The organism is Streptococcus sp. HMSC034B05, assembly GCF_001809055.1.
Taxonomy (GTDB): Bacteria; Bacillota; Bacilli; order Lactobacillales; family Streptococcaceae; genus Streptococcus; species Streptococcus constellatus.
In genome coordinates this window covers 166,746-192,320 of record NZ_KV795595.1, presented here as the reverse complement: position 1 = coordinate 192,320, position 25,575 = coordinate 166,746, and the positions used below count along the sequence as shown (strand labels likewise).

Annotated in this window: 22 protein-coding genes; 8 read left to right on the top strand and 14 right to left on the bottom strand. The window is 40.4% G+C overall.

The genetic code is table 11. The annotated features are described in order from the left end of the window. Nucleotides 1-49: 49 nt before the first annotated feature. The 5 genes from trxA to HMPREF2542_RS03515 form a co-directional block, all read right to left on the bottom strand. On the bottom strand, nt 50-364 hold the full coding sequence (gene trxA, locus HMPREF2542_RS03535; RefSeq protein ID WP_058670089.1) for a thioredoxin: 315 nt from the start codon (nt 362-364) through the stop codon (nt 50-52). A 196-nt stretch (nt 365-560) separates the two neighbouring features. Beyond that, nucleotides 561-1,979 carry a C69 family dipeptidase gene (locus HMPREF2542_RS03530; RefSeq protein WP_058670088.1) on the bottom strand — a complete coding sequence of 473 codons (1,419 nt, stop codon included), beginning with the start codon at nt 1,977-1,979 and terminating at the stop codon, nt 561-563. A 68-nt stretch (nt 1,980-2,047) separates the two neighbouring features. Continuing rightward, a complete protein-coding gene (locus HMPREF2542_RS03525) occupies nt 2,048-4,378 on the bottom strand; it encodes an endonuclease MutS2 (RefSeq protein WP_058670087.1) in 2,331 nt (776 codons plus the stop codon). A gap of 59 nt (nt 4,379-4,437) precedes the next feature. Beyond that, entirely contained in the window at nt 4,438-4,986 is a 549-nt protein-coding gene (locus HMPREF2542_RS03520) for a CvpA family protein (protein ID WP_037596546.1), read from the bottom strand. Beyond that, on the bottom strand, nt 4,983-5,288 hold the full coding sequence (locus HMPREF2542_RS03515; RefSeq protein ID WP_003070932.1) for a hypothetical protein: 306 nt from the start codon (nt 5,286-5,288) through the stop codon (nt 4,983-4,985). Before HMPREF2542_RS03515 ends, HMPREF2542_RS03520 begins: the two co-directional genes overlap by 4 nt. An 85-nt stretch (nt 5,289-5,373) precedes the next feature. Between HMPREF2542_RS03515 and rnhC the strand changes: the two genes are divergently transcribed. The 3 genes from rnhC to HMPREF2542_RS03500 all read left to right on the top strand — a co-directional run bounded on the left by rnhC (nt 5,374) and on the right by HMPREF2542_RS03500 (nt 9,465). Continuing rightward, nucleotides 5,374-6,264 carry a ribonuclease HIII gene (gene rnhC, locus HMPREF2542_RS03510; RefSeq protein ID WP_058670086.1) on the top strand — a complete coding sequence of 297 codons (891 nt, stop codon included), beginning with the start codon at nt 5,374-5,376 and terminating at the stop codon, nt 6,262-6,264. A gap of 3 nt (nt 6,265-6,267) precedes the next feature. Beyond that, nucleotides 6,268-6,882 carry a signal peptidase I gene (lepB, locus tag HMPREF2542_RS03505; RefSeq protein ID WP_049492195.1) on the top strand — a complete coding sequence of 205 codons (615 nt, stop codon included), beginning with the start codon at nt 6,268-6,270 and terminating at the stop codon, nt 6,880-6,882. Nucleotides 6,883-7,110: 228 nt separating this feature from the next. Beyond that, nucleotides 7,111-9,465: an SF1B family DNA helicase RecD2 gene (locus HMPREF2542_RS03500; RefSeq protein ID WP_070484333.1), complete on the top strand. Its 2,355-nt coding sequence runs from the start codon at nt 7,111-7,113 to the stop codon at nt 9,463-9,465. Between the two features lie 281 nt (nt 9,466-9,746). On the opposite strand, the gene dinB is transcribed toward HMPREF2542_RS03500, so the two are convergent. Continuing rightward, nucleotides 9,747-10,814, bottom strand: a complete 1,068-nt coding sequence (gene dinB / locus HMPREF2542_RS03495; protein WP_058670084.1) for a DNA polymerase IV — start codon at nt 10,812-10,814, stop codon at nt 9,747-9,749. Nucleotides 10,815-11,049: 235 nt separating this feature from the next. Here dinB and pflB point away from each other — a divergent pair, with 235 nt between their 5' ends. From pflB to HMPREF2542_RS03470, 5 genes are all read left to right on the top strand, one after another. Next, complete coding sequence (pflB, locus tag HMPREF2542_RS03490; protein WP_003070939.1) at nt 11,050-13,365, top strand: formate C-acetyltransferase; 2,316 nt, start codon at nt 11,050-11,052, stop codon at nt 13,363-13,365. Nucleotides 13,366-13,465: 100 nt separating this feature from the next. Then, complete coding sequence (locus HMPREF2542_RS03485) at nt 13,466-14,242, top strand: threonine/serine exporter family protein (RefSeq protein ID WP_037596535.1); 777 nt, start codon at nt 13,466-13,468, stop codon at nt 14,240-14,242. 12 nt (nt 14,243-14,254) lie between these two features. Continuing rightward, nucleotides 14,255-14,695, top strand: a complete 441-nt coding sequence (locus tag HMPREF2542_RS03480; RefSeq protein ID WP_006270632.1) for a threonine/serine exporter family protein — start codon at nt 14,255-14,257, stop codon at nt 14,693-14,695. Nucleotides 14,696-14,828: 133 nt separating this feature from the next. After that, nucleotides 14,829-16,001 (top strand): hydroxymethylglutaryl-CoA synthase, encoded by a 1,173-nt coding sequence (locus HMPREF2542_RS03475; RefSeq protein ID WP_058670083.1) that lies wholly within the window; start codon nt 14,829-14,831, stop codon nt 15,999-16,001. Between the two features lies 1 nt (nt 16,002). Beyond that, a complete protein-coding gene (locus HMPREF2542_RS03470) occupies nt 16,003-17,283 on the top strand; it encodes a hydroxymethylglutaryl-CoA reductase, degradative (RefSeq protein ID WP_058670082.1) in 1,281 nt (426 codons plus the stop codon). A gap of 28 nt (nt 17,284-17,311) precedes the next feature. On the opposite strand, the gene fni is transcribed toward HMPREF2542_RS03470, so the two are convergent. The 8 genes from fni to gla all read right to left on the bottom strand — a co-directional run bounded on the left by fni (nt 17,312) and on the right by gla (nt 25,495). Beyond that, the gene (gene fni / locus HMPREF2542_RS03465) at nt 17,312-18,328 is read right to left on the bottom strand and encodes a type 2 isopentenyl-diphosphate Delta-isomerase (RefSeq protein WP_070484332.1); all 1,017 of its coding nucleotides are present in this window, start codon (nt 18,326-18,328) and stop codon (nt 17,312-17,314) included. Further along, a complete protein-coding gene (locus HMPREF2542_RS03460) occupies nt 18,325-19,323 on the bottom strand; it encodes a phosphomevalonate kinase (protein WP_058670080.1) in 999 nt (332 codons plus the stop codon). Before HMPREF2542_RS03460 ends, fni begins: the two co-directional genes overlap by 4 nt. Continuing rightward, entirely contained in the window at nt 19,316-20,260 is a 945-nt protein-coding gene (mvaD, locus tag HMPREF2542_RS03455; protein WP_039677451.1) for a diphosphomevalonate decarboxylase, read from the bottom strand. The genes HMPREF2542_RS03460 and mvaD overlap by 8 nt, the downstream gene beginning before the upstream one ends. Then, nucleotides 20,242-21,120 carry a mevalonate kinase gene (gene mvk, locus HMPREF2542_RS03450; protein WP_058670079.1) on the bottom strand — a complete coding sequence of 293 codons (879 nt, stop codon included), beginning with the start codon at nt 21,118-21,120 and terminating at the stop codon, nt 20,242-20,244. The genes mvaD and mvk overlap by 19 nt, the downstream gene beginning before the upstream one ends. Before the next feature lie 165 nt (nt 21,121-21,285). Then, nucleotides 21,286-22,221 (bottom strand): serine hydrolase domain-containing protein, encoded by a 936-nt coding sequence (locus tag HMPREF2542_RS03445; protein WP_058670078.1) that lies wholly within the window; start codon nt 22,219-22,221, stop codon nt 21,286-21,288. After that, nucleotides 22,218-22,958, bottom strand: coding sequence for a CppA N-terminal domain-containing protein (locus HMPREF2542_RS03440; protein WP_058670077.1), 741 nt, complete (start codon nt 22,956-22,958; stop codon nt 22,218-22,220). The genes HMPREF2542_RS03445 and HMPREF2542_RS03440 overlap by 4 nt, the downstream gene beginning before the upstream one ends. 81 nt (nt 22,959-23,039) lie before the next feature. Then, nucleotides 23,040-24,305 carry a hypothetical protein gene (locus HMPREF2542_RS03435; protein ID WP_058670076.1) on the bottom strand — a complete coding sequence of 422 codons (1,266 nt, stop codon included), beginning with the start codon at nt 24,303-24,305 and terminating at the stop codon, nt 23,040-23,042. A gap of 338 nt (nt 24,306-24,643) precedes the next feature. Further along, nucleotides 24,644-25,495 carry an aquaglyceroporin Gla gene (gla, locus tag HMPREF2542_RS03430; protein WP_006269234.1) on the bottom strand — a complete coding sequence of 284 codons (852 nt, stop codon included), beginning with the start codon at nt 25,493-25,495 and terminating at the stop codon, nt 24,644-24,646. Nucleotides 25,496-25,575: the final 80 nt, after the last annotated feature.

The following is a 25,575-nucleotide window of genomic DNA, read 5'->3' as shown; positions in this document are numbered from 1 at the left end:
TTTTTTGTAGCAAAGGGACTATTGTCCCAGACTCCTTTTGATAGGATCATTAGCTCAATTCCGCTACAATAGTTTTCAACTGATCTTTTGAATGAACGCCAACCAGTTTTTTCACTACTTGCCCATCTTTCTTAAAGAGAAGTGTTGGAATAGACATAATCCCAAATTCAGCTGGTGTGGCTGGATTTGCATCCACGTCCATTTTGAAAATCTTCAATTCATCTTCATGCACTTCTTCGGCTAATTTCTCTAAAATCGGTGTTTGCATGCGGCAAGGACCACACCATACTGCCGAAAAGTCAATGAGGACAAGTCCGTCTTTTGTTTTTTCTGCAAAATTTGCATCTGTAATTGCTGTTACCATATTGTTCTCCTCTGACGATGACCGATGTCATCGCTCTATTTCATTTCTTGACAACATTCTACACTAAAAAGAGAAATTTGCAAAATATTTGCTACGGAGCAGATTAGCATTCAATAATTCCAGAAATAGTCTTTTATAAATCAGCAAGTTCTTAAGATTAATCATCGATTGTGACAGAATGTGTTACGGAGCAGAGTTAGTCACTCAAAGAAAAATGATTCGTCATCAAGTTGCTAGCGTCTAAGAGGATTTGATCTAGAAGTTGGTCAGTTGCTTCTTGTACTTTATCACTTATCGCCTGGTTTTCTGCTTCAAAGTCAACTGGATCGCCATTTGCCAAAGATCGGTCAACTCGACCAATCATTTCATGCCCCAGAGCCATGGTTGTTTCTTGGTAATCATCTAAATCTCCCAGATGACTAGAAAAATGAGCATCAGCCAAAGCAGCAATTAAGCGATTGGTCCAGTAGAAGGAATCCGTCGAAACCTTGTCCGTCGTGTTGGCAAAGTAGGCTGGTGTTGTAGAGACTTGGGTAAAGAAAGGCACCGCCGTATTGTAAGGCATAGAACCATAGGACAACCATTGAATGCCCGTCGTTTCCTGCGGTTTATTGGGTCTCAACTGCAAGATCGACGTTTGACTTGTACGGTTAATCCCAATCGTGCGGAAGGTCCGCTGACTATGAGATGTACCTTCTAAGTCATAAGGATCATAAGGAGAGTCTTGGTAATGACCGCTGAGAACATACTTGAGATCTTCAATCGTGATTTTACGGTATGGTTTTTGGCACCAAGGAAGGAAAAAGGAGCGTGGGTCTTGCTCAATTTCCGGATTGAGAAAACGCTGAATATCCCAAGCCCGCGGTGTATTGTAATGGCGATCCTTGTCCTTCTGGCTACCAAAAGCATAGCGCGGATTGAAGCCCTCATTCGAGTAATTAAGATTGAGATGATTTTCCTCGATAAAACTTTTAAGATTTGGATGGCAGAGGAAATGCTCTGGGTTATCAAATTCAAAATAATCAAGGCCTAGCTGGTTTGGATTGGTCACATAGGCATCGTCAGGCACGCGTCGTGCCATCCAGTGATGTCCGCCGATTGTCTCCAGCCACCAGATTTCGTCCACATCAGAAAAAGCAATCCCATTTGACTCATAGGTGCCGTATTCTTCAAGAATCTTTCCCAAGCGCAGCACGCCCTCACGCGCCGTTTTGATATAAGGCAACACCAAGGTCAGCATGTCTTCTTCTCCGATACCAGTCGCCACCAAAGGATCGGCCCCCAATACTCGACTATTCGTGGTAATCGTCTCTGTCTCGCTCATGGCTACATTGTAAACATTGATGCCTGCTTCGCCCCAAATCCCGTCCTTAGGAATGGCGTCAGGTACTGCTGTATAGCGGACTGGATTGTCCGGTAAATCTATCTCAAAGGTTGACAGCACAGATTTGTAATGCCGCGGCTGATCTTCTGGGCTAACAACAATAAATTTCTTGGGCGTAAACACACCATTTTGTGAATCTTCTGTACGTGCAACGATAGTTGAACCATCATAACTCGCTTTTTTCCCAACTAAAATCGTTGTACAAGAATCTTGCATACCTTTTTGTCTCATAAATGTTTCCTCTCTTCTATCTTTCTTTTTTTATCCTGAACAGCCTTGCTTTGTTCATCAACTCTCTATTACTTAAACACCACAATCGTTGCTCCGCTGCCTCCGGCATTTTGCGGTGCATAGCCAAAACTCTTGACATGCTTGTTACGGCGGAGATATTTGGTGACGCCTTCGCGAATGACGCCTGTCCCAATTCCGTGGATAATGTCCACCTGTGCCATATTGTTGAGCAAGGCTTGGTCGATAAAAGTGTCCAGCTCTTGCATGGCTTCTTCATAACGTTTTCCTCGCAAATCCAGTCGGGCTCTTGGTCCGCTTGTGGTTGTTCGTTTCACCACATTGACCTGCTTGCGCTTAGGCTGTTCTTTTTCAGCTTTGAGCAGGTTAAACTCTGCTTCCTCCAAGGTCATCTTGATGAGTCCCACCTGTGCTTCCCAGCGACCGTCTTTGAGCTGATTGACAAGCGTGCCTCTCTGACCGTAGCTAATCACCAGAATATCGTCTCCCACTTTTGGTTTCCGTGCTTTTTTAGCTTGTTTCAACACTTTATTCTGTGACAAGTCCACCGTTTCCGGAGCTAATTTTTTCAGCTGGCTTTTGGCTTTGATAATCTCATGCGGTTTAAGACTGGACTTATCATGGAGATTTTTGAGAATACTCTCACTCTCTGACAAAGCCAGATCAACAATTTCCTGAGCTTCCAACCGTGCCTTATTGAGCTCGGTTTCTTTCTCTCGGTTAAACTCATTGTAAAGTTTTTTAAGTGCTCGGTTAAATTTGAGATTTTCCTGCTCAACCTCACGGATATTGTCTAAGCGCTTGCGGCTTTCCAGCGTTTGCTCCTCCAGTCGCTCAATGATTCGATTAACATCGCTGTCCGTATCGGTCAATTCTTGAGCATCCTTGACCACTCTATCAGATAGACCTAAACGCCTTGCGATCTCAAAGGCATTGGAGCAGCCCGGCACTCCCTGCATAAAGCGATAAGTTGGTCTTAGACTTGCCGTATCAAACTCCATGCTAGCATTTTGTACGCCAGCCATTTCAATCCCATAGGCCTTAAGCTCCGGGTAATGAGTCGTTGCCATTGTCTTAACCTGCCGCAGCCGCAAGTCCTCAAGGATGGCCATTGCAAGAGCTGCTCCTTCCTGCGGATCAGTTCCAGCTCCCAGCTCGTCCAAAAGCACCAAAGAATTTTCGTCTGACTGCTCTAAAATGGTAACAATATTGGTCATGTGGCTAGAGAAAGTCGATAAGCTCTGCTCAATAGACTGCTCATCTCCGATGTCGGCAAAAATTTGGTCAAAAATCCCCACTCGACTACCATTATCCGCCAAAATAGGCAGACCAGACTGCGCCATGAGCTGAGCCAAGCCCAAGGTCTTCAGCATAATTGTCTTCCCACCTGTATTAGGACCAGTAATGACGATTTCCGTTAAATCCGACGCAAAGTACAAATCATTAGCCACTGCATTTTCTATCAAGGGATGAGTAACATGGAGCAGTCTAATATCCTTACTATCAGACAACATCGGCACCACCGCGCCTCTCTCCTGCATAAAACACACTTTTGCCCGAACTAGATCCAAATGCCCAATAATCCAAGCGTTATTAGCAATTTCAGCAATATGAGGACGTATTCGGTCGGACAACTCTTGCAAGATACGTAGAATCTCATGACGCTCGTCTGCCTGCGCATTGGTGATTTCTTCATTGAGGTTGACTACCGCCCTCGGCTCGATATATACTGTATTTCCACTAGCAGAAATATCATGTACCACGCCTGAAATCCGATTACGAAATGTATTCTTAACTGGCAAAACATTGCGACCATTTCGACTGGCTACTACTTGATCTACCAACATATCGCCCTTCGTTTTGAGAATATCTTGCAAAATATCTCTCACTTGAACTTCATTTTCTTGAATTTTCCGGCGAATGCGAGCTAAATTGTCACTCGCAAAGCTTTCGACAAATCCACCCTCATTGATGGCTTGCAGCAATCCTTGCAGGTTAGGAAAAGCCAGTAATTTTTCAAAAAGACGGTTCAAGCGTTGCAAATCAACATTTTCCAACTCATCATAGAAATCAGTCAATTCTTGCGTGACAGTTAAAACCCGCTTCAGAGCGAGAAATTCTTCAATGTTTAAGTCGCCTTCCAGCTCCAAACGCTTGGCCAGTCCAGTAATATCTTGAGTCGCAGCCAAGCTGAAATGCGGACGCTGCACAAAAATCTGCTGCATGTCCGTCATTTCTAAAAATGCTGTCTCCAACCGTTCCTGTTTATTAGATGGAAAAAGCTGTCCTAGCTCTAAACGGCCTTGTTCTGTCAGCAGATAGGGTTCAAAGAGTGCCTTGATTTTCCCAAATTCTAATGTTTCTAAAATTTTTCTATTCATATGCTTATCTTTCCCGATGAAAAAGAAACTCAGCTAGCACCACCAACTGAGTCTTTGTATTATCCAATGATTTTGGTCACCCAGAGTTGTTTTAACACTCCTGAAGTAATCGGTGTGTGACTAATAATAAAACGAGCTATACTACTTGTATTGAGATGATTTTGAACAACTGGCAAGGGAATCGTCGCCAAAACAGTTAGGAACATTTGAATCCCAAACAAGGTAACACAAAGAGCTAAAACACCACTAGCAACATTGTACCAACGCTCGTTAGCTTTTTTATTTGGAACCAAGTGGATAAAAATTCCAATAAAACGAGCTACACTATACACAATCGTATAAATGACGAGATAAGCCAGACCAGCATAAAATACCTTGTCCAACTGGAACAATTGGCTACTTGGGAAAAAATACGTAAATGTCCCTTCCTGGGCACTCGCATAAGGTACTAAAAGATTGATTTGTTTACCTAAAGATTGGTATAGTAGCCCTGCGATAATAGCTGAAACGATCGCCGAAATAGTATAATAAGTTTGTAGTACAATTCCGCGCGAGTAGCCAATGTAAAAACTCCAAGCTAAAATCAGCAAAATCACTAACGAAATCATACAGTTTCCTCTTGCTCACTAACTTTTTGCTTGTTGGCTTCTAGCACTTTCTTACGAAGTTCTTCCAGCTCTTGCTCCTTGTCATCAAACTCAATTTCACGTGACAATTGTGTCGCTAAGCTATTGACTGCCAGTAAAATAGCTAGTGTTTCATCATCAGCCATCGGCATCTTTTCTTTAATTGCGTGATATTTTTCTGTCGCAACCTTTTCGACCTCTTCCATGAATAAATTATCGTGTTCTGTTGTTAAGGTTACGCTTTTCTTTCCGAAAATAAATTTGTATCGATTTAAGTTTGCCATAAAATCACCTCAAAATATTATACCAAAAGGAAGCCATTTTGTCAGTTTTTAAAGAAATTTATCACTTTTATGGTACAATAACAATATGGAAAGTATTACCTTACAACCCAGTGAGAAACAAATTCAAGATTTTGTTGCCCAATACCAGGAACAGCTTGTTGCTAGTAAAAATCCTTATATTCGTTACCTTTTTAAGCTTGATAAGGCAACTGCCTCCATCTACACTTCAGGAAAAGTCCTCTTCCAAGGAGAAAAAGCAGAGCAGGCAGCACAATTTTTTGGCTATCAGTCTTCCAGAGAAGAAACGACAGTTCCTCAGCAAAATTGTCCTCTTATCGGGACAGATGAAGTCGGCAACGGTTCTTATTTCGGCGGACTTGCTGTTGTAGCATCTTTTGTCACACCAGAACAGCATAATTTTCTACGAAAGCTGGGAGTTGATGACTCTAAAAGCCTGACAGACCAGAAAATCAGGCAAATCGTTCCTTTGTTAAAGGAAAAGATTCAGTACCAAGCTCTGTTACTGTCTCCAAAAAAATACAACCAAGTCATTGCTGCTGGCTATAATGCAGTCTCTGTCAAGGTTGCTCTCCACAATCAAGCTATTTATCTGTTACTACAAACAGGAGTACAGCCCCAAAAAATCGTTATTGATGCTTTCACCAGCGACAAAAATTATCAAAAATATCTCCAGCGAGAAAGCAATCATTTTCCAAACCCTATTACGTTAGAAGAAAAAGCCGAAGGCAAATACCTAGCGGTAGCAGTCAGTTCTATAATCGCACGCGACTTATTTTTAGAAAATCTTGAAAATTTAAGTCAAGAGCTCGGCTACGAATTACCTAGCGGAGCAGGAGTAAAGTCCGATAAAATCGCAAGTCAGCTTCTTCAAACCTACGGTATGAAGAGTTTGGAAGCTAGTGCAAAACTACATTTTAAAAATACTGAAAAAGCAAAAAAACTTCTAGAAAGGTAAGTTATGCAAGCAAAATCAACTACTTTTTCAAAATTTATGAAAGAATGGGGATTTTTTATCCTCTTTATGGCGATCCTATTCTTATCACGCGCCTTTTTTTGGGTTCCTGTCAAAGTAGATGGTCATTCAATGGATCCGACTTTAGCTAACGGAGAATATTTATTTGTGGTCAAACACCTCCCTGTGAATCGCTTTGATATTGTCGTTGCAAGCGAAAAAGACGAGGATGGAAAAACCAAGCAAATTGTCAAGCGTGTTATTGGCCTTCCCGGAGACACTATCCGTTACGAAAATGACCAACTTTATATAAATGGTAAAAAGACTAATGAACCCTACCTTAAAAACTATATAGCAAGATTCAAAGAAGATAAATTGCAGTCAACCTATTCTTATAATAGTTATTTCCAATCTTTAGCAGATAAAGCCAAGTCCTTTACGCAAGATGCCAATGGCAACACAAACTTCACCATTGAAGTTCCAAAAGGTGAGTACCTGCTTCTAGGAGATGATCGTCTCGTTTCAAAAGATAGCCGTCAGGTAGGAACGTTTAAAGCTAGTCAACTTCAAGGTGAAGCAAAATTCCGCTTCTGGCCTTTGAATAGAATTGGCACTTTCTAGTCAAGGAATTTTGCTTTGATTATTTGAGTCTGGAACATCCGTTTCCAGGCTTTTACCATATCTTTTTGATGACAAATCATAACGGTTGGTTAATCATTCTAGCTCCTTGTCAAGCAAGAAAGGTGGATAAGCTAGTTGCTTATGTGAAGGCGGGACGACAAAAGTGACTTCTTACGAAATACTGACTTTTGTCCCATTCCCATTCTTTTAGTATTAAACAGGAAAATTATGGAATTTTACTTTTCAGGTACCATCGAACGCATTATCTTTGAAAATCCCAGCAGTTTTTTTCGGATTCTGTTGCTAAATATTGACGACACCGATGCGGATTTTGATGATTTTGAGATTATTGTCACCGGCACTATGGCAGATATTATAGAGGGGGAAGACTATACTTTCTGGGGAAATCTCGTGCAACACCCTAAATATGGTGAACAGCTCAAACTAATACGCTATGAGCGTGCTAAACCAACCAGCAAAGGCTTGGTCAAATATTTTTCAAGCGACCATTTTAAGGGAATCGGTGTAAAAACAGCACAAAAAATTGTGGATCTCTACGGCGATAACACGATTGATAAGGTCTTGGTAGAACCCGAAAAATTACATGATATTGTAGGCCTTTCTGCTAAAAATCGCGAAGCCTTTATTATGAAACTAAGACAGAACTACGGTACCGAGCGAGTCCTTGCAAAGCTATCTGAATACGGCATTTCAAATAAACTTGCCTTTCAGATTCAAGATTTTTACAAAGAAGAGACTCTCGAAATTGTCGAACACTATCCTTATCAATTAGTGGAAGATATTCAAGGAATAGGATTTAAAATTGCCGACCAACTGGCGCAAAGCTTAGGAATTGAAAGTACTGCTTCAGAGCGCTTCCGTGCAGGATTACTCCACACACTTCTAACCCAGTCCATGGAAAAAGGCGACACCTATCTTGAAGCAAAAGAGCTTCTGGAACACACCATTGAACTTCTGGAAAGCTCCCGACAGATCGAACTAGATCCAAATTCCGTTGCAGATGAGCTAGCTCATTTGATTGAAGAAGATAAAGTCCAAAATGTCGATACGAAGATTTTTGAAAACAGTCTCTTTTTTGCTGAAGAAGGAATCTCCAACAATCTCTTACGCATTCTGGAGAAGGAAAATCAAAATAAATATGAACCGGAAAAAATCGAAGCTGCTCTTACTCACATTGAGGAAGAATTTGCTATTTCCTATGATGCTATCCAGAAACAAGCCATTTGCAATGCTATCCAGCATAAAATTTTCATCTTAACAGGTGGTCCTGGAACTGGAAAAACGACCGTTATCAATGGAATTATTGCTGTCTACGCTCTGCTACATGGTCTGGATTTACACAAATCTCAAGATTTACCTATCCTTTTAGCCGCTCCAACTGGGCGCGCTGCTAGACGCATGAATGAATTAACAGGACTGCCAAGCGCGACGATTCATCGGCATTTAGGCATGACAGGAGACGATGACACCAGTCATTTAGACGATTATTTGGACGCAGATTTTATTATTGTGGACGAATTTTCAATGGTAGATACTTGGTTAGCCAATCAACTACTCAGCAATATCTCTTCCAATAGCAAGCTACTCATTGTCGGAGATGCCGACCAGCTACCCTCTGTCAGTCCTGGACAAGTGTTAGCAGATTTGCTGAAAATCCCCCTCCTTCCACAGACCAAATTAGAAAAAATTTATCGGCAGGGCGAAGATTCCACGATTGTTACCTTAGCTAGTCAGATTCAAAAAGGTGTTTTACCGCCCGACTTTACTGAAAAAAAAGCAGATCGTTCTTATTTTGAAGCTCGTAGCGAGCATATCCCACAGATGATTGAGCGCATTGTAGAAGCTGCTATCCGCAGTGGCATTCCAGCTCAAGATGTGCAGGTGCTTGCCCCTATGTACCGTGGACAAGCCGGCATTGACCACATCAATAAACTCATGCAAGATCTGATTAATCCTGCCGAAAAAGAACAACTCGTCTTTGAAGCAACTGATGGTCAATATCGACAAGGCGATCGGGTTATTCATCTGGTCAACGATGCTGAAAGCAATGTGTTTAATGGTGATTTAGGCTATATCACCGATTTGCTACCAGCAAAATATACGGACTCTAAGCAGGACGAACTGACTATCAATTTCGACGGCAATGAGATTGTTTATCAACGCAGTGAATGGTACAAGATTCGTCTGGCATACGCTATGAGTATCCACAAATCTCAGGGCAGTGAATTTCCAGTCGTCATTTTACCGATTACGTCCAGCAGCCACCGCATGCTGCAACGCAATCTTATCTATACTGCTATCACCCGCGCCAAGAGCAAATTGATTCTTCTTGGGGAAAAGTCTGCCTTTGCCTTTGCTGTCCAAAATACTGGGACAACACGTAAAACCTATCTGAAAGAGCGCTTTGAAGACTTTCTCAATGTAGAAAAAGTTATACACACTTCTGTGGATAATTTGGAAACAACTGTGGAAAACTATGTCTTGACTGAGGAAAATTTCTTGAAAATCAATCCCATGATTGGAATAACGGATGAAGATATTCAGAACATTTTTGGAGAATGATATAAAATAGGAGCGAGGCAGAACTAAAACTTGAAAATTTTTAATTCCTAACCTCACCCCCACAGAATTGCTCACCAACCCGAAAACTGTTGAGTTGGTGAATGACAAAAACGAAGCGTTCATCAAAAATCCTCTTCCGATCTAAAAAAGTGAATGAAGAAGGACTTACTTCGCAAATCCTAACTTCAACCCCAAAGCATCACTTTGAGCCATTAGCTACTACACTCTTTATTTATCGCATCATATCTTTTGAGGCTGAAGACTTTCGTTTCAGCCTCATTTTACATTCCAAATCCAGTTACTGTCACACCCAAAAGGCGTACACCTCTTGCTTGCTCATCTAAGCTATCATAAATCTCATGTGCAATGCGCTCAATCTGCTCTGCATCTTGCGTCCTGGTCACTAAACTTTGCCTCTTTGTCAACGTCGAAAAATCTGCATAACGAATCTTCAGGACAATCGTCTTTCCAGACTTTTCATGTTTTTTTAAACTACGAGCAACCTTTTGCGATAAAAGTGTCAATTCCTTTTTTATGTCGTCTTCGTCATACAATAATTTTCCGTAAGTCCTTTCCTTACCAATAGACTTACGAATACGATTGACTTTCACTGGTGAATTGCTGATGCCTCTTGCCTTGCGATAAAGGTCAAAACCAAACCGCCCAAACAAATCAATCAAAGTCATCTCAGAAATTTTCAACAAATCTTCCCCCGTATAAACACCCATATCATGCAGCTTCGCTACTGTCTTTTTCCCAACACCATAAAATTTGGCAACATCCATTTGAGACAGAAAAGATTCTGCTTCTCCCGGCAAAACCACGGTCAGCCCGTGAGGCTTTTCATAGTCACTAGCCATTTTTGCCAAAAATTTGTTATAGGAAACACCAGCAGAACTGGTCAAATGAAGCTCTGTCCATATCTCGTGCTGGATTAACTTGGCTATCTTGACAGCAGATTTCATTCTCAGCTTATTTTTGCTCACATCTAGATAGGCTTCATCAATACTAATGGGCTCAATCACATCTGTATATCGCCTGAAAATTTCTCGAATTTGCTGGCTAACCGCCTGATATTTCTCATAATTTCCCGAAATGAAAATCGCTTGCGGACAACGTTCGTACGCTTCTTTGGAACTCATTGCTGAATGCACGCCGAACTTTCGCGCTTCATAATTACAAGTCGAGACAACGCCTCGTCCACCTGTCAAACGGGGATCAGCTCCAATGATGACTGGCTTACCTTTTAGTGCTGGATTATCTCTTTCTTCTATAGCGGCAAAAAAGGCATCCATATCAATGTGAATAATTTTCCGAGACGTATCATTGATTAGAGGAAAGATTAACATCAACACAACTCCTTTCTTGCTTCTGTTCTTTCATTATACAATTTTTATATAATATTTGAAAATAGCTTGTGCTTTTTCAAATATATAATACAATTATTTCTTGTTTTTAAAACTGTATTATAAAAGAAAGTGTTTTTATAACCAGATTCTATTTGTGGAAACGATTACTATATGATATACTTACTTTATAAATGTAACAGTTTTCTGTTGCTAGAAAGATACAAGAGGAAAAAACATGGTTGTTAAAACTGTTGTCGAAGCACAAGATATTTTTGACAAAGCCTGGGAAGGCTTCAAGGGTGAAGATTGGCGAGAAAAAGCCAGTGTATCTCGTTTTGTACAAGCAAACTACACTCCTTATGACGGAGATGAAAGTTTCTTAGCTGGTCCAACTGAACGCTCTCTTCACATTAAAAAAATTATCGAAGATACAAAAGCACATTATGAAGAAACACGTTTCCCAATGGATACACGTGCTACTTCAATCGCTGACATCCCAGCTGGATATATTGACAAAGATAATGAATTGATTTATGGTATCCAAAATGATGAATTGTTCAAATTGAACTTCATGCCAAAAGGTGGTATCCGTATGGCGGAAACTGCTTTGAAGGAACATGGCTATGAACCAGATCCTAAGATGCATGAAATTTTTACAAAATATGTAACAACTGTAAATGACGGTATTTTCCGTGCTTACACAACAAATATCCGCCGTGCACGCCATGCGCATACTGTTACAGGTTTGCCAGATGCTTACTCACGCGGACGTATCATTGGTGTTTACGCACGTCTTGCTCTTTACGGTGCAGATTACTTGATGGCAGAAAAAGTTGAAGATTGGAATGCTTTAACTGAAATTGACGAAGAAACAATCCGTCTCCGCGAAGAAATCAACCTTCAATACCAATCATTGAAAGAAGTTGTCCGCCTAGGTGACCTTTATGGTCTTGATGTTCGCAGACCTGCTATGAATGTAAAAGAAGCTATTCAATGGGTGAATATCGCTTTCATGGCTGTCTGCCGTGTCGTAAATGGTGCTGCTACTTCTCTTGGACGTGTGCCAATCGTTCTTGACATTTATGCAGAACGCGACCTTGCTCGTGGTACTTTCACAGAATCAGAAATCCAAGAATTTGTTGATGACTTCGTCTTGAAACTTCGTACTGTAAAATTTGCTCGTACAAAAGCATACGATCAACTCTACTCAGGTGACCCAACCTTCATCACAACGTCTATGGCAGGTATGGGAAATGATGGTCGTCACCGTGTGACAAAAATGGACTACCGTTTCTTGAATACACTTGACAATATCGGTAACTCACCAGAGCCAAACTTAACAGTTCTTTGGACAGATAAATTACCATATGCATTTCGTCATTACTGCATGCACATGAGCCACAAGCACTCTTCTATCCAATACGAAGGTGTAACAACAATGGCGAAAGATGGCTATGGTGAAATGAGTTGTATTTCATGCTGTGTGTCTCCGCTTGACCCAGAAAATGAAGAACAACGCCATAACATCCAATACTTCGGTGCTCGTGTAAACGTGTTAAAAGCTCTTCTTACAGGTCTTAACGGTGGTTACGATGATGTTCACAAAGATTACAAAGTATTTGACATTGAACCTATTCGTGATGAAGTCCTTGACTTTGATACTGTTAAAGCGAACTTTGAAAAATCGCTCGATTGGTTGACAGATACTTACGTAGATGCATTGAATATCATTCACTACATGACAGATAAGTACAACTACGAAGCTGTTCAAATGGCTTTCTTGCCAACCCATCAACGTGCTAATATGGGATTTGGTATCTGTGGATTTGCCAATACAGTTGATACATTGTCAGCTATTAAGTATGCGACAGTCAAACCAATCCGTGACGAAAATGGTTATATCTACGACTACGAAACTACTGGCGAATACCCACGTTGGGGCGAAGACGATCCTCGTTCAAACGAATTAGCTGAATGGTTGATTGAAGCTTACACTACTCGTCTGCGCAGCCACAAACTCTACAAGAACGCAGAAGCTACTGTATCCCTTCTTACAATCACGTCTAACGTTGCCTACTCTAAACAAACTGGTAACTCACCGGTCCACAAAGGGGTATACCTCAACGAAGATGGTTCAGTGAACTTATCTAAATTGGAATTCTTCTCACCAGGTGCAAACCCATCTAACAAAGCTCGTGGTGGTTGGTTGCAAAACCTCAACTCACTAGCCAGCCTTGACTTTGGCTATGCAGCAGATGGTATCTCTCTCACTACACAAGTTTCACCTCGTGCTCTTGGTAAGACTCGTGAAGAACAAGTGGATAACTTGGTCACAATTCTTGACGGTTACTTTGAAAATGGAGGACAACACGTCAACTTGAACGTTATGGATCTTAAAGATGTCTATGACAAGATTATGAATGGTGAAGATGTTATCGTTCGTATCTCAGGTTACTGTGTCAATACCAAATACCTTACTAAAGAACAAAAAACTGAATTGACTCAACGTGTCTTCCACGAAGTTCTCTCAATGGATGATGCCCTTAGCTAATTCAATTCTATTCTCAAAAACCAGTTGGAAATTCCAGCTGGTTTTCTTCTTTTTTATGCTATAATAGAGATATTGTTAGTTAAAAGAAAAGGGTGTAAAAATGGTGAAGAAAAGAGATGTAGAAAGGGAAGACAAATTTAATCTAACTGTTGATGTCCTGATGTTAGCAGGTACGCTTCTGCTTCAAAGTGGTTCTGAAATTTATCGGGTTGAAGATACCATGATTCGGATTGCTCATTCTCAAGGAATTATGGATTGTAATGCACTCGCAATGCCAGTTGCCATTTTCTTTTCAATTGAAAACACCAATATTTCGCGTATGAAACGCATTACTCATTCAAACTATAATATTGAAAAAGTATGTGATGTCAATCAAGTGTCACGTGAGCTAGTTGGTGGGAAGATCAGTCTTGAAGAAGCTTTTAAGAAACTGATTCAGCTAAAAAAGAAAAAACCTCCATATACAAACAGGCAACTAACACTTGCTGCGACCATTAGTGCCCCTTTTTTCTCCATCATGTTTGGTGGCAATCTCTATGATGCACTCGGAGCTGCTCTTGCGACCTTCTTTGGCTTTTCTTTTTCTCTTTTGGTTAATAAATATGTGCGTATTCCCTTTGTCACAGCTTTTGCCGGTGCTTTTGTTTTTGGACTGCTGGCACAAATCTGGGCACGCTATTCTGGCTTTCCTTCAAGTGCTGACTTAATCATCGCAGGTGCTGTCATGCCTTTTGTTCCTGGTATTGCTCTAACCAATGCTGTACGTGATTTAATGACCAATCATCTCAACTCTGGAATGAGCAAAATCTTTGAAACATTGCTAATTACCCTAGCGCTAGGAGCAGGCACTTCCGTAGCTCTCGTCCTAATGAAATAAAAGGTGAATCCATTGATTGTCTTACTACAAGCTGCAGCAAGTTTTCTTGCGATTGTAACGTTCTTAATCGTTTTAAATGTTCAAAAAAGCATGCTCATTCCAGGGGGAGCTCTTGGAATGTTTATCTGGTTATTATATTATGTACTAAAAGGTCCGACAAATGTCATCATTGCTACGTTCATCGCAGCTATTATTGGGTCTTGCATTAGTCAAGTGTTGAGTATTCTCTACAAAACGCCCGCAGTCGTTTTTATCTTAGCCATTTTGGCTCCTTTGGTTCCAGGTTACCTTTCCTATCGTACAACCGCTTTTTTCGTTACCGGAAATTATAGCCACGCTATGGTAAATGCCACACTAGTGGTAATTCTGGCCTTAGTGATTTCGATCGGAATGGCAAGTGGCACAGTGGTGCTCAGACTATACCATTATCTACAAAAGCATCGCTCCTCATAATTCGACATAACTCCTGAAAATGTCCCAAGTCTTTCTTTTCGCAAGAAGGCTTTTTTCTCAGTTTCCACTTTAATTATGATAAAATGGAATAGAATAAGTTTGGTATCAAATCGAAAAATATATAGAGGTAATGATGAACATTGGAATTGATAAAATTGGCTTTGCAACAGCCAATTATGTATTAAAGTTAGCCGATTTAGCAGAGGCACGTAATATTGCGCCAGAAAAATTAAGTAAGGGACTTCTGGTAAAGGAATTCAGTGTCGCTCCTGTTACAGAAGATATTGTAACGATGGGAGCAAGCGCTGCTGCAGCCATTTTGACAGAAGAAGATAAAAATGAGATTGACATGGTTATCGTAGCCAGCGAATCTGGAATTGACCAAAGCAAGGCTTCCGCTGTTTTTGTTCATGGTCTGCTCAGAATTCAGCCATTCGCACGCAGCTTTGAAATGAAAGAGGCTTGCTATAGCGCTACTGCCGCATTGGATTATGCGAAGCTGCATATCGAAAAGCGTCCTAGTTCAAAAGTATTGGTCATTGCAAGTGACATTGCCAAGTACGGTATTGAAACACCGGGAGAGCCAACACAAGGGGCTGGAGCAGTAGCTATGCTCATCACAAATAACCCACGGATTCTCATTTTTAATGAAGATAATGTTGCTCAGACGCGAGATATTATGGACTTTTGGCGACCAAATTATTCTACAACGCCGTTTGTCAATGGTCTATATTCTACTCAGCAATATTTGGATAGTTTAGAAACGACTTGGATAGAATATCAAAAACGCAACCAAGTATCCTTAAAAGATTTTGCAGCAGTTTGCTTCCATCTGCCTTATCCCAAACTAGCCTTAAAAGGGCTGAAAAAGATTATGAATAAGAGTTTGCCAATTGAGCAGCAAGAGCAACTACAAGCGAATTTCGAGCAATCTATTCTTTACAGCCAAAAGGTTGGGAATATCTACACAGGCTCTCTCTTTTTAGGTCTACTTTCTCTGCTTGAAAATAGTACGTCTCTTAAAGCAAGTGACCGGATTGCACTTTTTAGCTATGGGAGCGGGGCTGTGTCAGAAATCTTTAGTGGTCAGCTCGTAGCAGGCTTTAAGCAGCAACTGCAAACCAATCATATGGAAATACTCAACAATCGCACGCTGTTAAGCATTCCAGATTATGAGAAACTATTTTTTGAAGAAGCAAATCTGGATAAAAACGGATCTGCTAGCTTTACAAACTATGAAAACCAGGACTTTGCTTTAGCAGAAATTGTTGAGCACCAACGTAGATACATCAAGGTGGAAAAATAACATGAAGTTAAGTTGGACAGGTTTTTCTAAAAAATCGCTACAAGAACGATTAAAGTTCCTGCAAGATTATCACTTGCTAAACGAAAACAATCAAGCAAACCTTGAATATAATCACACACTTCCTCTTTCAACGGCTGATCAGATGAGCGAAAATGTCATCGGAACCTTTGCCCTTCCTTACGCTTTCGTTCCCGATGTCATAGTAGACGGACAAGTTTATCAAGTTCCTTTTGTAACAGAAGAACCTTCTGTCGTTGCGGCTGCCAGCTTTGCAGCAAAAATGATTAAACGTTCTGGAGGTTTCAAAACAACCATTCACAATCGCCAAATGATTGGACAAGTTGCCCTCTATCATGTGCCAGATATTAAAAATGCCATAAACAACATTCAGGAAAAGAAGCAAAAGTTACTAGAATTGGCAAATCAAGCCCATCCATCAATTGTCAAACGTGGAGGTGGAGCACGCCATTTGCATGCGGAATACCTAAATGGTGAAGCTGAATTTCTAATCGTCTACCTAACAGTTGACACCCAAGAAGCTATGGGAGCCAATATCCTCAATACCATGCTAGAAGCATTAAAATCACCATTAGAAGAGTTGTCTGGTGGTAAAAGTTTGATGGCAATTTTATCAAATTATGCGACGGAAGCCTTAGTAACTGCCACCTGTGAAATTGATATCCGTTTTCTCGACCGAAATAAGTCAGAAGCCCTTGATATTGCTAAGAAAATAGTGTTAGCAAGCCAATTTGCCAAGCAAGATCCTTATCGCGCCAGCACCCACAACAAAGGAATCTTCAATGGGATTGACGCCGTCGTACTGGCAACAGGAAATGACTGGCGGGCAATTGAAGCGGGCGCACATGCCTATGCTAGCAGAAATGGAACTTATCAAGGATTGACGACTTGGTCCATCAAGGAAGCTACTCAAACACTCTACGGAGAGATTACTCTTCCACTTCCCATCGCTACAAAAGGCGGTTCCATCGGACTCAATCCTACGGTGCAAGTTAGCTTTGACTTGCTAAACCAACCAACCGCCAAAGAGTTAGCCAGTATCATTGCGTCTATTGGTTTAGCACAAAACTTTGCGGCTTTGAAAGCACTGGTCAGTACCGGCATTCAGCAGGGTCACATGAAACTGCAAGCTAAATCTCTCGCTCTTTTAGCCGGAGCTCAAGACACAGAAATCTCTCCTTTGGTTTCTCAACTCATTTCCGAGAAAAATTTTAGTCTCAAAAGAGCACAAGAAATTTTAGAAGACTTTCGTCAAAAATCATAAGCAAAAAAGAATCCGATAAGTGAACAACTCATCGGGTTTCTTTTTTCATTTGATTTTGTGCTTCTCGCAAACGTCCATACAAAAGATAAGGTACTTGCCTTAACTCCGTCAAATTTTGACAAGCAAGTGCACACATAATCAAGCGTATATCTTCCTTCCAACTATTGATAATAGAAATGACTTCGGTTACTGAATACCTCTCGATTAATTCTAACATCGTGCGCGAAAGCCCAACAGCTTTAGCGCCTAAAACAAATGCCTTAACCATATCAAGCGGCTGACGTACTCCGCCGCTAACAAGAAGGTCCATTTTATCCATCATCGACCGAGCATTCAATAAGGCTTGGAGAGTAGACTGCCCCCAATCATTGAGATAATCTCGATTGCCGCCACGCCTGTTTTCAATATAGGCGAAGCTCGTTCCGCCACGTCCAGAAAGGTCTACTGTTCGGATACCCAAGTCATAAGCCGTTTGAATCGTCGCTAAGTCCATACCAAAACCAACTTCTTTTAGTACGATTGGGACTGTGCTTTTTTCAGCATAGTCTTTTAAATGTGCTCGCCAAGTTTTAAAGGAGCGTTCTCCTTCAGGCATTAGTAATTCTTGCATGAGGTTCACATGCACTTGTAAAAATAGAGGGTGAAGATTTGTGATAGCTTGCTGTCCCAGTGAATAGGGCTTATCCAGTCCAATATTGGTGGCAAGGAGCAGGTTGGGCTTGTCTTTGTTTACAGTATAAGAATCGTCTGCTGGATTATTCAAAGCAGCACTGTAAGATCCTGTGACAAACAGAATACCGCACGCTTCCGCTACTTGAGCCAAGCGTTGATTGATGGCTTTCCCCTTCTCGCTTCCACCTGTCATAGCATTAATGTAAAATGGAAACTCCCAGTCTCTACCTGCAAAATGCGTTGTTACATCAATCTCGTCCAAATCATACTTAGGAAGCGAGCAATGAATGAGCTCCATATCATCAAAACTATTATAAGGCGACTCGTACTTGAGTGCGTACTTTATGTGTTCATCTTTACGATTTTGGCTCATCTATCCCACCTCTCCTTATATAAAACCTCGATTCCTGCTACTTGCCAACGCTCCACTAAGATTTGACTGGCTTTGGAATCAAAAGACAGGGCTATGCCACAGTCACCACCGCCAGCGCCGCTGCTCTTTGCCATACAGTCCAATCCTTGACTAGATCTTTTTAAAGCTCTCAATTTTTCATTATAAATAGCAGGGCTAAGTTGCAGCAGGAGGCAACTAACTTTTTCTAGACTTTGCTTCACAATTTCTTTCTCACCAACAAGCAACGCTTTCTCCAGTCGAAGGACTTCTTCTTGCGTTTGTGTTAAAAAACTTGATGAGATTTTTGCTTTGACTTGATTGATGAGAACGCTAGAAATAGCTGGTTCTCTCGTCCAGCCCACGAGGAAATCACATGGGAGCTGTGGATGGATTGTCCGGATAATGTATCCCCAATCTTGGGCCACTATCTTTTCTAAAGGAAGCTCATTGATCTGCTCTGCTATTTTTTTTCGATTAAAAGATTGGTAATAAATCAAGTCCTCATAGGCGATACAAGCTACATCCCCCATTGAACCATTATCTCCCCGTTTAAGGAGGACATAGGCTGCCAACTTAAAGGTTTCATCCGCAGATAATGGCACATCAAACAAAGATGCTATCGCCCTTATCGTCACAACCACTACGCTACCACTAGACCCCAAACCGATTTTTTTCCCATCTCGTTCCATTTTTCCAGTAATGGTTAAAGAAAACGGGCTTAATGAAATAGATTGATTTTGTAAAAACTCATTCATGACAGCAACCGTGTCTTGAATGAGACTGTAATCATCATCAGGTGTCAGATCCACAGCATGGTCAAACATATCTGAAAATAAGTGATACTGTTCAGCAAAATGAATTTTCCCAGTCATGTAGATAGGAATATGTTTCAAAATCGCTCCTTGCCCCGCCGTCAAGACAGAATATTCTCCTGCTAAATATAATTTCCCACATGTTCTTACTGTCTTAGTCATCTGGTAATTCCTTCGTTTTAGAAACAATAAGATGATATTTTTCAGCAAATATTGGTACTAAGTGTTCCAAATCTTCTTCTAAACACAAAACTTTTACATTTGGTCCTGCATCCATGGTGAAATAGCAGCGCTCTCCCTCACTTCGTAATTGCTTAACAAAATCCATCGCTTCATAACTTTTCTCGGTCAAATAAGAAAAAGGAGGGCTTGCAGTCTGAGTGGTAGCATGCATGGCAAGTGCATTTTTTTCTGTTAGTTCTCCAATTTTAGAAAAATGATTGTTAGAAAGATAAATCAACATAGCTTTGTAATCTTCTTCTGACTGTCTCACCCAATCATCAAATATTGTTGAAGTTTCTGCACACCGTTTCATACCTTCACGACTCGAAATGGGCTTTTTCTGATCATATAAGACCAACATAATCATGGCTAATTTCAAATCCGTCTTTACTGGATAAATTTCACCGCTATCTTTGTCCCAAGCCGAAATTGGACCATAAAAGCTCCGCGAAGACGAGCCAGAAGCTAATTTTGCTTTTTGCGCCAGTTGTTTTGTGGACAAGTGTAGTCCAAAAAATTCATTGCATGCCTTAACGAGGGCAGATAAACCGCTTGAACTAGAAGATAACCCTGCTGCTGTCGGCATATTATTTTTTGTATCAATTCGCACAAACCCAGAGCCTGCTGGACGGAAACGATCTATGATTTCACCCATTTTTTTGTGTTCAGTTTGATCTTGCAAAATACCATTGATGTAAAATTCATCTGACTGGGCACTGGCTGGCAAACTTGATAAGCTCGTTTCTGTGTACATATTTTCCAAGGTCAAAGAAATGCTGCTCGTCGCAGGAATCATCTTAGCAGTATCTTTCTTACCCCAATATTTGATAATGGCAATATTAGCATAAGACCGCACGTTTACAGACTTTCGATCCATGTATGCACCGCTCCTTTCTCTCTCAATAACTGGGATAGCCAACTAGCTTTTTCTTTGTTAGCCACTAGAGCAATGATACAACCGCCAAGACCACCACCGCTCATTTTCGCACCAAGCGCTCCATTTGCTTGCGCTATGGAAACCAGTTTATCTGCTTCTGAGCAACTAACACCTAAACTTTTTAGGCTTAGATGAGCTTCTGACATAGCCATACCAATTGCTTCTAAATCTTTAATTTTCAACGCCGCTTCAACTTCATTCGTCAATTTACCAAGCTGATGCAAATGTGGCAAAGCCCTTCTTCCAATACTTTCCACCTTTTGAATCGCTTCGCGTGTATGCCCATAAATCCCTGTGTCTGCTATCACAAGATAAGCTCCAAGATTCGTCTCGAACTCTGAAAAGCCAACATTTTTGATAAATTTAATAGCACGATCGCTCAAGCAAGTCTTCGCATCCAATCCACTCGGATTCATGTGGGCAATCATCTCCGCTCGATTCGCTAAAATCTCAAGAGTTTCTTTATCTAAATCTTGCTCATAATAGTCAAAGACAGCTCGAATCGCAGCAATGCTCACTGCTGCAGAAGAACCCATTCCCCGCTTTTCAGGTACCATTGATTCAATCTCGCACCGAATATCAGCCTCTTGTATCCCCAAAAATTCTAAAACAGCAAAAACCGCCATAGAGAGGGTATCTTCCTCGTATAAAACCCACGTATGATTTGACGGTAGAATACGACAAGTCACTTCGATATTATTTAAAGGCAAGGCTAACGCAGGGTAACCATATACAACAGCATGTTCCCCTATCAAAATAATTTTACTATGTGCCCGACCGACACCTACTTTTTTCGTCATAGTTTCTCTCTATATCACATACTTCATCTATTATTTTAATATAATTCAGAGAAAAAAGCGATTGTTAATTTCCAATTCCTTTTATATTAAAAACTAATTTATTTCAACTCCTAAAACAGCGAAAAAGAGCAGGAAACCCAGCCCTTACTCTTACTGTCTTCATTTTTACAGTTCTTGTTTTATAACATCCATGAGCTTATTGCGTTCTAAAATCCACTGCTCACGTTCATCCTTCTCATACGTCCGATTGGAAAGAAAAATAACTGCTTTCTGCTGCGCACGATTAAACATAATGAACGTTCCTGTATAGCCTGTATGCTGCAGCCATTCTCCATCTAAATCCCAAGCAAGGCTACGCTCTTTACCGGTTTCTTTTGAAAAATTTTGCCGCAAAGCTGCTGCAAAATCATCCTGCAAATAATGTTCCAAAAATATTTCTAAATCCTGAACAGTAGAAAACAGACCCGCACTCCCTGCATGTCTGCCCAATACACGCGCTTTTGGGTCATGTACAATTCCTGCTTTCACACCACGAACAGTCGGAACTGCCTGTGCGACAGGTCCAAAGACTGTTTTTTTCATATTCCATGGTTGAAAAATCTTCTGCTTAAATATGCCAGTCAAAGATTGACCAAAGATTTCTTCCAACATAAACCCTAACAACAAGAAATTCACATCTGTATAACGAAAACTCTTGTCGTCTAGTACTGTCAAATGATTCAAGGCATCCGTTAATTCTGTGGCATTGAGTTTATTACGATTGGGAATAAAAGGATCGACCCCTGATGTGTGAGTGGCTAGCTGCCTCACCGTGACAGAATCATCCTGAAAAGCTGGGTAGTAATTCGTCAAAGGCTGATTAAGATCAACAGCTTGCTGATCCACCAAGAAAGCAAGTATCGTTCCGACACCCACAACCTTACTGACACTTGCCAAGTCATACAATAATCCCGCCCGACTTTTCTCACCCTGTTCAGGATTGCTCTCACCAAAATAGTATTCTTGCCACTTTCCATGAGCATATAAAGCTAAGCTAGCTCCAGGATAGATTTGCTGCAATATCTGTTGTTCGACTTTTGAGAGAATCTTATTCAAACTCATACTGCTTCAATCCAAACTTCAATCTGGCTGTCATCTTTTGTTAAGAAAAATTTACCCGATTTAGGTATAAAATTTTCTCTTCCTTGAAATAAGGTTTGCAAAGCTGCTACGTCGAACTGTTCAACGGTAAATTTAAACATTGCCAAGTCCCAAGTTTGACTGCTCTCTGTCACCAAATCTGGCCCATCTGCTTGTGAGAATGCTAGAATAGACTGATTTTCTAGCCATTCCCGATAAAAAGTGACTGCCTTTTCCTCATCTAGAACGTTAATCTGAATTTTCTCTATGGTAAATTGACTAAGTCCAATAAAATCCTCTAGTGGCTCAAATGCTGGGGCTATCAGCATTCTATCCAAAGTCGTCCAGTCTTCCTCACTATGCAATAAAAACTTATCTCCTTCTGGAGAGCTTGCTTCAAAGGCATAACCATTTTTCCCTTGATACAGCGTATCAATCTTATTGCCACGCGCTAAAAGCGCTTCAATTTCTCGTGGATTGGCTACTTTGATAATAATTTTAGCTAATTTCTTTGTTCCTACAACTTTGCGAGTCCGCATACTGGGTGACTCTTCTAGCTGTAATTTTTCAACCTTTGTTTGATCTCCAAGACTGACAAAAGCTCCTTCTTCTAACAGATCTTTCATCCCTAAAGTTTGACAATAAAAGGCAAGATTGTTTTTCCGATTATTGATTTTTAATACTGGTATCGTATTTACAATTTTATTTGTTGAATGCATAACTTCCTCCAAGCCTTTCTATTTTAAATAATTTTTGTATATTTTACAAATATTTATGTTCAAATAGAAAAAATTGTACTATTACTGATAAATATTTTGCGCCACTACTAAATCATTCGCTGACTCAAATTCATATTGAAGGTAAGATTGATAAGTTCCCGGAGTAATAATCCCACGCATATCTAAAATAGCTGTTCCAGCCTGTCCAATAATACTGTCTGCAAGTAAGCAGCAATTAGTAGACAGGATAAAATAGGTTTTAAACTGACTCGTTTTAAACTTATATAATTGAGCTCCTAATCCATGCTTCAATTTATAAGCATATGTGTGTTCATTATTTTTTAACTCAGCCGATGGATTCCACACTGCCAGTAGTTCATCAATTTCAGCCAAGCGTTTCTCCACAGCACGTTTTTGTGCATCTGTTAAAGACAAACCATAACCAAACAAGGTTTTTTTGCTTTCTTCTTTGCACAAGTCAATATAAGCATCTTTATCCACTTTAAACAAAACACCATCTCCAATCGTACCAAATAAACGCTCAGAAAAGACATCATAACTACCATAAGAAATAACTTTTCCTTGATAGCAAATATCAACGTGCCCAATCATCCCAAAAAGATTTTGATCCGATGTATGAACGAGCACTTCTAAGTCAACCGACTTTTGATCATTTTGAATACGGCTGTAAACTTTTTGGTGACCTCGTTTTTCACCCTGCAACAAATGATTGAAACGATTCAATTGCTCTACTGGAAAAAAGGCGGCAATAATGACAGGCAGATTAATCCGAATACGACGCCAAAGCTGCTTTTGCTCCAAATCTGTATTGAAAAAAGCACCATCACGAACATTGGAAAAGCCTAACAATATCAGGTAAATACCAACGATCAAAAATTGTAAACGCCCATCTGTACTGGGTGAAAAAATGGTTGTTAAACCAATTCCTCCATAAAGTACGGTATCAAAAAAATAGCGAAAACCACCTTTTAATTTATTTTGACGATAAAGAAGATAAGTAATGCCATAGACAGCTGCCGTACACAGTTGATAGCATCCTAATATGATAATGACAATATTGACCGGCAAATTACTGGCACGATTAAGAAAACCAACAACCAGTCCTACAAGAACATGAAAAAAAGCAGAGCTTAGACTAATACGATTCTTCTTGACTAAAAAACGAAAGAAGAGGTTGCTAACTCCGACAAATAAAAAGTAAATGACTAATAAATCTAGAGCAAATTTTGTAACATTAACACCATTTGCGATAATAATGGCTCCAAAAAGAATCGCCAAAATGCCGAATAACAGTGTCCGTCTGCCACTTAATCTATCTAATTCCATCTCATCTCTCCCAAATAAAAGATGGGAGCAGGACAAAATCGGTATTTCGCAAAAAACGATTTTGCCTTCTCACTCCCGCATAATGACTAACTTTGTTGCCATTTTTCACACAGCAAGAATTTAGAACTACCAGTCAACCACTGCGTTTCGTTGTAAAAATAATATATATTGTAAGAGGCTGAAACATTTTGGTCTCAAACTCATTGCATTTGTTATCTCTAACCTGCCAGTATAACATTTTCACTCAGTAAGCGTCTAGTCACTTTCCCATTTTTAGCTCAATCTATCGCTTGCCCATCAAAAAACGGCTCGCAAGAACCGTTCTTCATTTTTACGGATTATCCATAAATCAACTTGTAAAGTGCCACAGCAACAATACCGGCAAGAATCGGAGATACGACTGGTACCCAAGCATACCACCACTTTGAATCTCCTTTATGTTCACCAAGAACTGATTTCGGAAGAAGGAAGTGAAGAATACGTGGACCTAAGTCACGTGCAGGGTTCAGACCTGGACCTGTAGGACCACCGAGTGATGTTACCAATGCCATCACAAGAAAACCAAGCGCTAAATGAGCCACAGCGAGACCAGCATTGATGTGGGATCCAATGGCAACTTTTCCTTGAAGTTGTGTTGCATCAACTCCTCGAGTTGCAGCGTATTTGATAACTTCTGCACCAAAATAATTTTTGGTCATCGCCATTGCCGCAAAGAACAGCACAAACGATCCAATAAATTCATTGATAAAACCATTTATCATAGAAGCAGCATGTGATTGCTTGCTTCCATCATCTGTATTCACAATGGTTGAGAACGAACCCAAAATAGCATTTGGATTGGTTGTTTGTAAGTAATAAGGGCGGTGACTTGCTACTACTAGTGCTTGACCAAACATTGCTCCTAATAACTGTGCAATAATGTAAGGTGCGACTTGCACCCAAGGGAAGTAACCGCTAATCGCAAGTCCTAGTGTGAAAGCAGGATTGATATGGTTTCCTGATACATTTCCAAACATAAGAGCAGGAATCATAACCCCCATACCGTAACCAACTGCAATGACTAACCAGCCACTTTGATGACCTTTCGTACCCTTTAACTCAACATTGGCAACAGCTCCGTTCCCCAAGATAATGAGAATTGCCGTTCCAAGAAATTCTGTAATATATTTCACAATCCATGTGACGTCCATTTTTGTTCTCCTCTTTCATTAAAAAATTTTAGACAAATCCTATTTTATCAGTTACAATGGATAATGTAAAGGTTATTTTT